This is a genomic window from Streptomyces sp. R818, from assembly GCF_056172735.1.
In genome coordinates this window covers 670508-683859 of record NZ_JAOCNE010000003.1, presented here as the reverse complement: position 1 = coordinate 683859, position 13352 = coordinate 670508, and the positions used below count along the sequence as shown (strand labels likewise).

The window sequence follows — 13352 nt, the reverse complement described above, 5'->3', positions numbered from 1 at the left end:
TCTCGTCCGGCCGGGCTCGTACGCCCGTTCGCGCCCGTTCACGCCCGTTCACGTTCATGGAGCCCAGATGCCCGGCACGACCCCGTCCCGTATCTCTCGTCGTACCGCCCTGCGCGGCGCGGCCGTCGCGGGGACGGCCGGGCTCGGGCTGACCGCCTGCTCGACCGGGTCGGGCGGTGGCGCGGCGGCCGCGCCCAGCGCGCCGGTCGACCTCGGCAAGGCCGACGAGGTGCCCGAGGGCGGGGCGAAGCTCTACAAGGACGAGCATGTCGTCGTCAGCCGCGCGGAGGGCGGGCAGTACCGGGCGTTCAGCACCATCTGCACGCACGCCGGATGCCCGATCGGGATGCTGAAGGGCACGGAGCTGACCTGCAACTGCCACGGCAGCAAGTTCGACGCCACGACCGGCAAGGTGCTGCACGCCCCGGCGACGACGCCGCTGGAGGAGCTTGCGGTGAAGGTCGAGGGCGGCAAGATCGTGGCCGGCCCGCAGAAGTGACGCAGGAGTGACGCAGCAGTGACGCAAGGACGCAGGAGTGACGCAGTGATGCAGGAGTGACGCGGAGGCGGCGTCACCCGCGCGGGTTCACTCCCAGTCCCAGCCGATCCCGATCAGCCCAGCCCGCACCTGCGGCTCCACCAGATGCACCGAACGGGGCCGCCCGGTGAGCGTCAGCTCCTGGCGTCCGCCGCGCGGCGCGGCCGTCGACTGCTGGGCGAACCGGTGGCACCGCACGGGCAGCGCGTCGTCGGCGAACGCGACCTGCAGGACGTACTGTCCGCCCGTTCCGCCGAACCCGCGGACGTACTCCGTCGAGGCACCGGCCGTGCCGTCCTCGAACCCGTAGCGGAACAGATGCGTCTCCCCGGCCCGCAGCCGCGCGTCGAAGAGCAGCTCCGCCACCAGGACGCCGGTCCCGCCGTCCCAGCGCACCCGGCCCGTACGGCAGTTCTCCATGGCGTGCACGGCGACGTCGCCCGGCGAGCACCCCGGGTCGCCCTGGTGGACGGCGACATAGCGGTCCACCCCGTCGCGGTGGGCCCGTACGACGTGCTGGGAGTCCCTGCCGAGCAACTGCCTGTGCACGCCGATGCGGACCCGTTCGTGCTGGCCGACGCTGTGCAGGCCGCCGTCCGGCGGGGCCGCCGGGTCCAGTTCGGTGAGGAGCCGGCCGAGCACGCCGGACGCCTCGACGAGCGAGCGGTATGGGCGGGCGGCGGGCCGCTGGGGCGCGCCCGCGGGGGTGGCCGGGCCGAGCAGCCGGATCAGCGACTCCTCGGGCAGGTCGAGGATCTCCTCCAGAGCGCGTACGGCCCGCATGGACTCGGAGCGCTGCGGGCGCCGGGCGCCTTGCTGCCAGTAGCTGAGGCTCGTGACGCCGACCTTGATGCCGTGGCGGGAGAGATGGTGCTGGACCCGGTGGAGCGGCAGCCGCCGCGCGGCGATCGCCGCGCGCAGGGCGAGGTGGAACGGGCCGGTGCGCAGGACCGCCTCCAGGGCGGGGTCCCGCTCCACCGGTTCGTGTAAGGGCGGCCGATCGAGCCGATCAAGCCGATCAGTCTGTGTCGGCCGATCAAGCCGATCATGCTGTTTCAGCCGATCGAGCCGATCGAGCCGATCAGGCTGTTCGTGCCGTTCGCCGAGCCGCATCCGGCCTCCTGCCATCCGGGCGTGGACACCCGGCATTGAAGCGTTGTTGTCCTGCACTCGACAAGCCCCGCGGGGGCCGGCGCGGAAGCCCCGTCCCCAGGAGCGCCGGACTGTCACACCCCGCCAGTAGGGTGTCTGACATGGCCGACCCTTCCAGCTACCGCCCCAAGCCGGGACAGATTCCCGACTCCCCAGGGGTGTACAGGTTCCGCGACGAGCACCGCCGGGTGATCTACGTCGGAAAGGCGAAGAGCCTGCGCCAGCGCCTGGCGAACTACTTCCAGGACCTGGCGAACCTGCACCCCCGCACGCGCTCCATGGTCACCACGGCCGCCTCGGTGGAGTGGACGGTGGTGTCGACGGAGGTCGAGGCGCTGCAGCTGGAGTACTCCTGGATCAAGGAGTACGACCCCCGGTTCAACGTCAAGTACCGCGACGACAAGAGCTACCCGTACCTCGCGGTCACGATGAACGAGGAGTATCCGCGGGTCCAGGTGATGCGCGGCCAGAAGAAGAAGGGCGTGCGGTACTTCGGCCCGTACAGCCACGCGTGGGCCATCCGCGACACCGTCGACCTGCTCCTCCGCGTCTTCCCGGTCCGTACGTGCTCCGCGGGCGTGTTCAAGAACGCCGCGCGGACCGGCCGCCCCTGCCTGCTCGGGTACATCGGCAAGTGCTCCGCCCCGTGCGTGGGCCGCGTCACGCCCGAGGAGCACCGGGATCTGGCCGAGGAGTTCTGCGACTTCATGGCCGGGCGCACGGGCACGTACATCCGCCGCCTGGAGAAGGACATGGCGGAGGCCGCCGAGGACATGGAGTACGAGCGCGCGGCCCGGCTGCGCGACGACGTCGGCGCCCTGCGCAAGGCCATGGAGAAGAGCGCGGTCGTCCTCGCGGACGCCACCGACGCCGACCTCATCGCCCTCGCGGAGGACGAGCTGGAGGCCGCCGTCCAGATCTTCCACGTCCGGGGCGGGCGCGTGCGGGGTCAGCGCGGCTGGGTCACCGACAAGGTCGAGGCGGTCACGAGCGGCGACCTCGTCGAGCACGCGCTCCAGCAGCTCTACGGGGAGGAGACCGGGGACTCCGTTCCCAAGGAGGTCCTGGTCCCGGCGCTGCCCGACCCGGTCGAGCCGGTCCAGGCGTGGCTCACCGAGCGGCGCGGGTCGGCCGTGTCGCTGCGCATTCCGCAGCGCGGCGACAAGAAGGCGCTGATGGAGACCGTGCACCGCAATGCGACGCACGCGCTCGCCCTGCACAAGACCAAGCGCGCCTCCGACCTCACCACGCGCTCGCGCGCCCTGGAGGAGATCGCCGAGGCGCTCGGCCTGGACAGCGTGCCGCTGCGCATCGAGTGCTACGACATCTCGCACCTCCAGGGCGACGACGTCGTGGCCTCCATGGTGGTCCTGGAGGACGGCCTCGCCCGCAAGAGCGAGTACCGCCGCTTCCAGATCAGGGGGTTCGAGGGGCAGGACGACGTCCGCTCCATGCACGAGGTGATCACGCGTCGCTTCAAGCGGTACCTCTCCGCGCAGGAGAAGTCGGGGGAGTGGTCCGACGCGGAGCTGGGCGGCGACGGCGACGGCGATGACGCCGGGCCGAGCGAGTCGACCCTCACGGAGGAGGACGGCCGCCCCAAGAAGTTCGCGTACCCGCCGCAGCTCGTCGTGGTCGACGGCGGCCAGCCGCAGGTGGCGGCGGCCAAGCGAGCGCTCGACGAGCTGGGCATCGACGACGTCGCCGTCTGCGGCCTCGCCAAGCGGCTCGAAGAGGTGTGGGTGCCGGACGAGGAGGACCCCGTCGTCCTGCCCCGCACCAGCGAGGGCCTCTACCTCCTCCAGCGCGTCCGCGACGAGGCCCACCGCTTCGCCATCACCTACCAGCGCACCAAGCGCGCCAAGCGCTTCCGCGCCGGGCCCCTCGATGACGTGCCCGGCCTCGGCGACACCCGCAAGCAGGCCCTCATCAAGCACTTCGGCTCCGTCAAGCGCCTCCGCGCCGCGACGATCGACCAGATCTGCGAGGTCCCCGGCATAGGCCGCAGAACAGCGGAGACGATCGCGGCGGCCTTCGCGAAGGCGGAGCCTGCGGCGCCGGCGGTGAACATGACGACGGGCGAAATCCTGGAGGACGAGCCGCCCACGACCGCCACGGACGAGCCGCCCGCGGCCGCCACCGAGGAGCCGCCCGCGGCCGCCACGGACGAGCCCTCCACGACCGCCACGGACGAGCCGCCCGCGGCCGCCACCCGGGAAGACGACGCGGCAGACGTCCCGGACGACTCCGAGCGGGGCGCCTCCGGGGACACCCCGGCGGCCCTTCCCGGTGGCCCTCGGGCGGCGGCCCCCGCTAGCCCGCAGGGGGATGCCGCCGAGGGCGCTCACGGCGACGGCCGGAAGGGCTCCCGGGGCGACGTCCCGGACGACTCCGAGCGGGGCGCCCCCGGGGACACCCCGGTGACCCTTTCCGGTGGCCCTCGGGCGGCGGCCCACGTGGGCCCGCAGGGGGATGCCGCCGAGGGCGCTCACGGCGACGGCCGGAAGGCCTCCCGGGGCGATGCCCACGGTCCCGCCGACGGCGACGGCGACGGCGACGGCGACGGCGACGTCCACGGCCCCGCCGACGGCGTCCGCGGCCCCGCCGACGGCGGCGGTCGGGCGGACGCCCCGGCCGAGAGGCTGCCGCATGACGCAGCCGGGGCCCCAACCCAGGCCCCGGCACACGCCCCGGCCCCGGCCGGTTCACAGCCCGACGCCCGCCGCCGCGCGGACGCCGACGAAGGTGCCCGGCGCGGTGCGCAGGATGACGATCAGGACACCACCACGGAGCGCGCGGCAGGCGCGCGTACCGGTGAGGAGCCCGTTGGGGCGGGCGCCTCGGAAGAGCGACGGGGGCAGGAGCCATGAGCGAGCACGACGAGTACGACGAGCACGACGAGCAAGCAGGCAGCGGCATCAGTGATACCGGCGGCCCGGCGCACAGCCGTCCCGCCCCGGCGGAAGCGGAGCACGGAGTTCAGGTGAGCAGCAGTACGAGTAACGGCACCGGATCGAAGGTCGAGACGGCCCCGGGCATCCCGGAAGCCGTCATCCCCGAGTTGGTGATCATCTCGGGGATGTCCGGCGCGGGCCGCTCCACCGCGGCGAAGTGCCTGGAGGACCTCGGCTGGTTCGTGGTCGACAACCTGCCGCCCGCGCTGATCCCCACGATGGTGGAGCTCGGCGCCCGTTCGCAGGGCAACGTCGCCCGGATCGCCGTCGTCGTCGACGTACGGGGGCGGCGGTTCTTCGACAACCTGCGGGAGTCCCTGGCCGACCTTGAGGCCAAGCACGTCACCCGCCGCATCGTCTTCCTGGAGTCCTCCGACGAGGCGTTGGTGCGCCGCTTCGAGTCGGTGCGCCGCCCGCACCCCCTCCAGGGCGACGGCCGCATCGTCGACGGCATCGCGGCCGAGCGCGAACTCCTGCGCGAGCTGCGCGGCGACGCCGACCTCGTCATCGACACCTCCAGCCTCAACGTGCACGAGCTGCGCGCCAAGATGGACGCCCAGTTCGCGGGCGAGGAGGAGCCCGAGCTGCGGGCCACGGTGATGTCGTTCGGCTTCAAGTACGGGCTGCCCGTCGACGCCGACCTCGTCGTGGACATGCGGTTCCTGCCCAACCCGCACTGGGTGCCCGAGCTGCGCCCCTTCACCGGGCTCAACGAGGAGGTCTCCAACTACGTCTTCTCGCAGCCCGGCGCCAAGGAGTTCCTCGACCGCTACACCGAGCTGCTCCAGCTGATCGCCGCGGGCTACCGCCGCGAGGGCAAGCGGTACGTGACGATCGCCGTCGGCTGTACGGGCGGCAAGCACCGTTCCGTCGCCACCTCGGAGAAGCTCGCCGCCCGGCTGGCCTCGCAGGGCGTGGAGACCGTCGTCGTCCACCGGGACATGGGCCGCGAATGACAGGCCGCACGCTACGGCTCACCAGCAGGCTGAGCCGTAGGAACGCACCGGCGATGCGCCGCAGGGGCGCGACCCCGAAAGTGGTCGCGCTCGGCGGCGGCATGGGCCTGTCCGCCTCGCTCGCCGCGCTGCGCCGCATCACCGGCGACCTGACCGCCGTCGTCACGGTCGCCGACGACGGCGGCTCCAGCGGCCGCCTCCGCGACGAACTGGGCGTGCTGCCCCCGGGCGACCTGCGCAAGGCCCTCGCGGCGCTGTGCGGCGACGACGACTGGGGCCAGACCTGGGCCCGCGTCATCCAGCACCGCTTCCACTCACCGGGCGAGTTGAACGAGCACGCGGTCGGCAATCTGCTGATCGTCGCCCTGTGGGAGCAGCTCGGGGACCATGTGCAGGCGCTCGACCTGGTCGGCAAGCTGCTCGGCGCGCACGGGCGCGTGCTGCCCATGTCCGCGGTGCCGCTGGAGCTGCAGGCCCTGGTCAAGGGGCACGACCCGGAGCGTCCGGACGACGTGGACACGGTCCGCGGGCAGGCGACCGTCGCGCTCACACCCGGCGAGGTGCAGTCCGTGCACCTCGTGCCGAACGACCCGCCGGCCGTGCCGGAGGCCGTCGAGGCGGTGCTCGACGCGGACTGGGTGGTGCTCGGTCCGGGCTCCTGGTTCTCCTCCGTGATCCCGCACCTGCTCGTCCCCAAACTGCTCGACGCGCTCGTCGAGACGAAGGCGCGCCGGGTCCTCTCGCTCAACCTCGCTCCGCAACCCGGAGAAACCGATGGCTTCTCCCCGCAGCGTCATTTGGAGGTTTTGGGACGACACGCCCCTAAACTCGCCCTGGACGTGGTGCTGGCCGACGAGGCCGCCGTGCCCGACCGCGCGTCACTCACCGACACCGCCAAGGAGCGTTTCGGTGCCGCGGTCGAGCTGGCGCCGGTGGCCAGGCCCGATGGGACTCCGATCCATGATCCGGAGCTGTTGGCCGCCGCGTACGACCGTATTTTTCGGATGCATGGAAGGATCGGCCCATGGCGATGACGGCAGCGGTGAAGGACGAGATCTCCCGGCTCCCCGTCACCCGGACGTGCTGCAGAAAGGCCGAGGTATCGGCGGTTCTGCGGTTCGCGGGCGGCCTTCACCTGGTGAGCGGCCGCATCGTGATCGAGGCGGAGCTGGACACCGCGATGGCCGCGAGGCGGCTCAAGCGGGACATTCTCGAGATCTTCGGGCACAGCTCGGAGCTGATCGTGATGGCGCCCGGCGGGCTGCGCCGCGGCTCGCGTTTTGTCGTACGAGTGGTCGCGGGCGGCGATCAGCTGGCCCGCCAGACGGGGCTCGTGGACGGCCGGGGCCGTCCCATCCGGGGCCTGCCGCCGCAGGTGGTCTCGGGGGCCACCTGCGACGCGGAGGCGGCCTGGCGCGGCGCGTTCGTCGCGCACGGCTCGCTGACCGAGCCCGGCCGCTCCAGCTCCCTGGAGGTGACCTGCCCGGGCCCGGAGGCGGCGCTCGCCCTGGTCGGCGCCGCCCGCCGGCTCTCCATCGCGGCGAAGGCGCGTGAGGTGCGCGGCGTGGACCGCGTGGTCGTCCGGGACGGCGACGCGATCGGCGCGCTGCTCACCCGGATGGGCGCACACGAGCAGGTGCTCGCCTGGGAGGAGCGGCGGATGCGCCGCGAGGTCCGCGCCACCGCCAACCGCCTCGCCAACTTCGACGACGCGAACCTGCGCCGCTCGGCCCGCGCGGCCGTCGCCGCGGGCGCGCGCGTGCAGCGCGCCCTGGAGATCCTCGCCGACGAGGTCCCCGAGCACCTGGCCGCCGCGGGCCGCCTGCGCATGGAGCACAAGCAGGCCTCCCTGGAGGAGCTGGGCGCCCTCGCGGACCCGCCGCTGACCAAGGACGCGGTCGCGGGCCGTATCCGCCGCCTCCTCGCGATGGCCGACAAGCGCGCCCAGGACCTCGGCATCCCCGGCACCGAGTCGAACCTGACGGAGGAGCTGGCCGAGGAGCTGGTGGAGGAGATGGCCGAGGAGATGGCCGGGAACCTCGCGGAGAACATGGCGGGCTGACCCGCGGGCCGGAAACCGGCCCACCCTGCCGGTGGCGGCGCCCATGGAGGCGCCGCCACCGCTTTTTTGCCGCCCGGCAAGGCCCCGCAAGGCCCCCGGGCCCGCCCCCTTGACTTGACCATGAACTGTCATGAGTCTGGCGCCAGTTCGCTTCTGTGGCAGTGGCCACGACCGCGGCAGACAACTGCAAGGGGGGCTCATGAGACGAAGAGCGAGATCGATCCTCGCTGTCGGAGCACTGGTGCTGGGGGTGGGAGGGGCCGCGCTGGCACCCGTCGCCCAGGCGGACGACGGAGGTCCGCGGAGCAGGGAAGCCACGAGCGCGGACCCCGGCGCGGACGCCGTCAAGGTGTTCCGTGCGAAGGTCACCAAGGAGCAGATACCCCTGCTCCTGCAAGCCGGGCAGGACGCCCACGAACTGAGCGAGCAGGCGCCCGAGAAGGGCACCGCCGACGTCGAGGTCTACCTCACCGACCAGCAGGCCGAGGCGCTGCGCGGCAAGGGCGTGAAGCTCGCCGAGCACAAGGTCGCCGCCAGGACCGAGTCCCGCCTCAAGGCCGCGGGCGACGGCGTCTTCCGCCCGTACAGCGGCGCGGGGGGCCTGCGGGAGGAGATAGTCCGCACCGGGCAGGAGAACCCGGACCTCACGAAGGTCGTCTCCATCGGCAGGACGATCCAGGGCCAGGACATCCTCGCGCTGAAGCTCAGCAAGGGCGCGAAGAAGACCAAGGACGGCGCCAAGCCGTCGGTCCTCTACATGTCCAACCAGCACGCGCGCGAGTGGATCACGCCCGAGATGACCCGCCGCCTCATGCACTACTACCTCGACAACTACGCCAAGGACCGGCGGATCAAGAAGATCGTCGACTCCACGGAGCTGTGGTTCGTCCTGTCGGCCAACCCGGACGGCTACGACTTCACGCACAAGGCCGCCGCCAACCGCCAGTGGCGCAAGAACCTGCGGGACGTCAACGGCGACGGCGCCATCACCAGCGGCGACGGCGTCGACCTCAACCGCAACTTCGCCTACAAGTGGGGCTACGACGACGAGGGCTCCTCCCCGCGCCCCGCCAGCGAGACCTACCGCGGCACCGGGCCGAACTCCGAGCCCGAGACCAAGGCCGTCGACGCCTTCGAGAAGCGGATCGGCTTCGACTACGCCATCAACTACCACTCCGCCGCCGAACTGCTCCTGTACGGCGTGGGCTGGCAGGTCGCCACACCGACCCCGGACGACGTGCTCTACGAGGCGCTCGCGGGCACCCCGGCGAACTCCGCGATCCCCGGCTACCACCCGCAGGTCTCCTCCGAGCTGTACACGACCAACGGCGAGGCGGACGGCCACGCCGCCAACGTCAACGGCATCTCGATGTTCACCCCCGAGATGAGCACCTGCCAGACGGCCTCGAACGTCGACCCGAACGACGCCTGGCGCCCCCAGGACTGCGCGTCGATCTTCACCTTCCCGGACGACGAGAAACTGATCCAGGCCGAGTTCGCGAAGAACATCCCCTTCGCGCTTTCCCTGGCCGAGACGGCGCACCACCCCGACCAGCCGTCCTCCGCGGTCGGTCTGGAGGCCGCCGACTTCACCCCGGCCGCCTTCCCGACCTCGTACGCGCGCGGAGGCGACCAGGAAGTCTCCGTCGTCGCGCGGAAGTCCGTACGCGACAAGGAGCTGAACTACCGGATCAATGGCGGCCGTTCGCACGACGAGGAATTGCGCGCCTGGAAGGGTGGCGAGACCTACGGCGGTGAGGACAATCTCCACTTCGACGAGTATCGGGCGAAGGTGGAGGACGCCGATGTGGGCGACAAGGTGGAGGTGTGGTTCACGGGGCGGACGAAATCCGGAAAGGCCACGTCCAGTTCGCACTTCACGTACACCGTCGCCGAGCGTCCGAAGGCCGACACGCTCGTCCTCGCGGAAAACGACGCCGCGGGTCAGCAGACAGCGGCTTACGTCGACGCGCTGAAGGCGGCCGGGCACAAGGCGGCCGTCTGGAACGTCGCCAAGCAGGGCGCCCCCGACCCGCTCGGCGTGCTGAGCCACTTCAGGACGGTCGTGCACTACACGAACGCGGACCGGCCGGGGCTCACCACCCAGCTCGCCGTGCGCGACTACCTCAACGAGGGCGGCAAGCTGATCGAGGCGGGCGAGAAGGCGGGCGGCTCCGTCGACATCGGCGACACCACGACGAACGACTTCAGCCAGTACTACCTGGGCGCCTACTCCCGCACCGCGGCGCCGGTCGCCACCCGGTTCACGGGCTCCGGCGAGCTGTCCGGGATCGAGGCCGCGCTCGGTGACGCGCCCGGCAACCCGCTGGGCGGCGCCGGTCTCTACGAGGTCACCTCGGCCACCCTGCCGCAGTTCGAGAGCGCCGGGGCGGGCCAGTACGAGGGCGCCGGAATGGCCGCCGCCGTGCACACGGACGACGCCTACAAGCGCCTGACCCGCACCATCGACCTCACGAACGTCACCGCGGCGCAGCAGCCGACCCTGCGGATGCAGCTCCTGTGGGACACCGAGACCGGCTACGACCACGCGATCCTGGAGGCGCACACCGTCGGCGCCGAGGACTGGACGACGCTCCCCGACACCACGGGCTTCACGTCCGACGCCGTGCCCACCGAGTGCGAGGCCGGGTTCCTCCTGGCCGACCACCCGGCGCTCACCCGCTACCTGACCGGGGGCGGCGCCGCCTGCCAGAACACCGGCACCAGCGGCGCGTGGAACAGCCTCACCGGCTCCTCGGACGACTGGAAGACGGTCTCCTACGACCTGAGCGCCTACGCGGGCCGCTCCGTCGAGGTCTCGCTCGCGTACGTCACCGACCCCGGCTCCGGCGGCGAGGGCGTGCGCGCCGACAACGCCGCCGTCGTCATCGGCGGCCAGGTCACCCAGAACGAGGACTTCGAGACGTCCCTGGGCGTCTGGACCGTCCCCGGACCGCCCGCGGGCAGCCCGCCCGCCGTCGAGGACTGGGCGCTCGCCAAGGACCTCTTCACGACGTACGGGGCGATCAGTACCCCGGACAGCGTTCTTCTGGGATTCGGTCTGGAACACGTCACCGCGACAGCGGATCGAAATGCGCTCATCAGAAAGGCACTGCGCTCAATTAGCGACTGATTGACGCCGAAATACCGGGGAAATAGGCGGCGGCCCGTACGTTACTGGCGAGTACGGGCCGCTGTGTCCTGCATAGGGCCGCTCGATGTCACCCCAAGGCCTTATGGGAGGTAGGGTCGAAGGCGGTCGGGGACATCCCAATACATCTCGCCGGCGTCGAATCCGGCGTACCAACGAGGAGATCGGTTCGTGACGATCCGCGTAGGCATCAACGGCTTTGGCCGCATCGGTCGCAACTACTTCCGCGCGCTCCTTGAGCAGGGTGCGGACATCGAGATCGTGGCTGTCAACGACCTGGGTGACACCGCGACCACCGCGCATCTTCTGAAGTACGACACCATCCTTGGCAAGCTCAAGGCCGAGGTGTCGCACACCGAGGACACCATCACGGTCGACGGCAAGACCATCAAGGTCCTGTCGGAGCGCAACCCCGCCGACATCCCGTGGGGCGACCTGGGCGTCGACATCGTCATCGAGTCGACCGGCATCTTCACCAAGAAGGCCGACGCCGAGAAGCACATCGCGGGCGGCGCCAAGAAGGTCCTCATCTCGGCTCCGGCCAAGGACGAGGACATCACCATCGTGATGGGCGTCAACCAGGACAAGTACGACGCGGCCAACCACCACGTCATCTCCAACGCCTCCTGCACCACCAACTGTGTGGCGCCGATGGCCAAGGTTCTCGACGAGAACTTCGGCATCGTCAAGGGCCTGATGACCACGGTCCACGCGTACACCAACGACCAGCGCATCCTTGACTTCCCGCACAAGGACCTGCGCCGCGCCCGCGCCGCCGCCGAGAACATCATCCCGACCACGACGGGCGCCGCCAAGGCCACCGCCCTGGTCCTGCCGCAGCTCAAGGGCAAGCTCGACGGCATCGCGATGCGCGTCCCGGTCCCGACCGGCTCCGCCACCGACCTGGTCGTCGAGCTGCAGCGCGAGGTCACCAAGGACGAGGTCAACGCCGCGTTCAAGAAGGCCGCCGACGACGGCGACCTGAAGGGCTACCTCTACTACACCGAGGACCCGATCGTGTCGTCCGACATCGTCAGCGACCCGGCCTCCTGCACCTTCGACTCCTCCATGACCATGGTCCAGGAGGGCAAGACGGTGAAGATCCTCGGCTGGTACGACAACGAGTGGGGCTACTCCAACCGCCTCGTCGACCTGACGGTCTTCGTCGGTGGTCAGCTCTAAAGTTCCAGAGCAGCAGAGCATCTCGATGTGAGCGAAGGTCCGGACCCCGCGCGACGCCGCGCGGCGTTCCGGGCCTTCGCCGCGTCGGTCTCACAGCCTTAGGGCGCCAACCGGAACAGCTTCACTATCAGGAGTAGCCCAGTCATGAAGACCATCGAGGAACTTCTCGCCGAAGGGGTCGAGGGCAAGCGGGTGTTCGTCCGCGCCGACCTCAACGTGCCGCTGGCCGACGGCCGCATCACCGACGACGGCCGCATCCGCGCCGTCCTGCCCACCGTCGAGGCGCTCGCCGGCGCCGGCGCCAAGGTGATCGTCGCCTCGCACCTGGGCCGCCCCAAGGGCGCGCCGGACCCGCAGTTCTCGCTGCTGCCCGCCGCCGAGCGGCTCGGTGAACTCCTCGGCAAGCCCGTCGCGTTCGCCCAGGACACGGTCGGCGCCGCCGCGCACGACGCCGTGAACGGCCTGGAGCCCGGCCAGGTCGCCGTCATCGAGAACCTGCGCTTCAACGCGGGCGAGACCAGCAAGGACGACACCGAGCGCGGCGAGTTCGCCGACCGGCTCGCCGCCCTCGCCGACGTGTACGTGAGCGACGGCTTCGGCGCCGTGCACCGCAAGCACGCCTCGGTCTACGACCTGGCGAAGAAGCTGCCCGCCTACGCCGGTTACCTCATCGCCACCGAGGTCGGCGTCCTGAAGAAGCTCACCGCCGACGTTCAGCGCCCGTACGTCGTCGCGCTCGGCGGCGCCAAGGTCTCCGACAAGCTCGCCGTCATCGACCAGCTGCTCGGCAAGGCCGACCGTCTGCTCATCGGCGGCGGCATGGCGTACACGTTCCTCAAGGCCAAGGGGTACGAGGTCGGCATCTCCCTCCTCCAGGAGGACCAGATCCCGGCCGTCACGGAGTACCTGGAGCGCGCCGAGAAGAACGGCGTGGAGATCGTCCTGCCGGTGGACGTCCTGGTCTCCACGGAGTTCCCCGACCTCAAGGGCAAGACCCCGGCCAACCCCTCCACCGTCGACGCGGACGCCATCCCGGCCGACCAGGAGGGCCTGGACATCGGCCCGAAGACGCGCGAGCTGTACGCCTCGAAGCTCGCCGACGCGCAGACCGTGTTCTGGAACGGCCCGATGGGCGTCTTCGAGCACCCCGACTACGCCGAGGGCACCAAGGCGGTCGCCCAGGCCCTCATCGACTCCCCGGGCTTCACCGTGGTGGGCGGCGGCGACTCCGCCGCGGCCGTCCGTACCCTGGGCTTCGACGAAAAGGCATTCGGCCACATCTCGACCGGTGGCGGCGCCTCCCTCGAGTACCTCGAGGGCAAGACGCTGCCCGGTCTCGCCGCACTGGAGGACTGAC

Annotated in this window: 9 protein-coding genes; 8 read left to right on the top strand and 1 reads right to left on the bottom strand. The window is 71.1% G+C overall.

Translation table 11 applies throughout. The features are described from left to right. Window positions 1-67: 67 nt before the first annotated feature. Complete coding sequence (locus N5I75_RS08240) at window positions 68-499, top strand: Rieske (2Fe-2S) protein (RefSeq protein WP_476675815.1); 432 nt, start codon at window positions 68-70, stop codon at window positions 497-499. An 87-nt stretch (window positions 500-586) separates the two neighbouring features. On the opposite strand, the gene N5I75_RS08235 is transcribed toward N5I75_RS08240, so the two are convergent. Continuing rightward, window positions 587-1516 (bottom strand): hypothetical protein, encoded by a 930-nt coding sequence (locus tag N5I75_RS08235; RefSeq protein ID WP_476675813.1) that lies wholly within the window; start codon window positions 1514-1516, stop codon window positions 587-589. 275 nt (window positions 1517-1791) lie between these two features. On the opposite strand from N5I75_RS08235, the gene uvrC reads away from it, so the two are divergent. The 7 genes from uvrC (at window position 1792) to N5I75_RS08200 (ending at window position 13351) form a co-directional block, all read left to right on the top strand. Then, window positions 1792-4560 (top strand): excinuclease ABC subunit UvrC, encoded by a 2769-nt coding sequence (uvrC, locus tag N5I75_RS08230; protein WP_476675811.1) that lies wholly within the window; start codon window positions 1792-1794, stop codon window positions 4558-4560. Continuing rightward, window positions 4557-5600, top strand: coding sequence for an RNase adapter RapZ (gene rapZ, locus N5I75_RS08225; protein WP_476675809.1), 1044 nt, complete (start codon window positions 4557-4559; stop codon window positions 5598-5600). Before uvrC ends, rapZ begins: the two co-directional genes overlap by 4 nt. Then, window positions 5597-6634 carry a gluconeogenesis factor YvcK family protein gene (locus N5I75_RS08220; protein WP_476675807.1) on the top strand — a complete coding sequence of 346 codons (1038 nt, stop codon included), beginning with the start codon at window positions 5597-5599 and terminating at the stop codon, window positions 6632-6634. The genes rapZ and N5I75_RS08220 overlap by 4 nt, the downstream gene beginning before the upstream one ends. Then, window positions 6625-7662 carry a DNA-binding protein WhiA gene (gene whiA, locus N5I75_RS08215; protein ID WP_476675805.1) on the top strand — a complete coding sequence of 346 codons (1038 nt, stop codon included), beginning with the start codon at window positions 6625-6627 and terminating at the stop codon, window positions 7660-7662. Before N5I75_RS08220 ends, whiA begins: the two co-directional genes overlap by 10 nt. 199 nt (window positions 7663-7861) lie before the next feature. Next, window positions 7862-10795: a M14 family metallopeptidase gene (locus N5I75_RS08210; RefSeq protein WP_476675803.1), complete on the top strand. Its 2934-nt coding sequence runs from the start codon at window positions 7862-7864 to the stop codon at window positions 10793-10795. A gap of 189 nt (window positions 10796-10984) precedes the next feature. Beyond that, window positions 10985-11995, top strand: a complete 1011-nt coding sequence (gap, locus tag N5I75_RS08205; RefSeq protein ID WP_476675801.1) for a type I glyceraldehyde-3-phosphate dehydrogenase — start codon at window positions 10985-10987, stop codon at window positions 11993-11995. A gap of 144 nt (window positions 11996-12139) precedes the next feature. Beyond that, the gene (locus N5I75_RS08200) at window positions 12140-13351 is read left to right on the top strand and encodes a phosphoglycerate kinase (protein WP_476675799.1); all 1212 of its coding nucleotides are present in this window, start codon (window positions 12140-12142) and stop codon (window positions 13349-13351) included. Window position 13352: the final 1 nt, after the last annotated feature.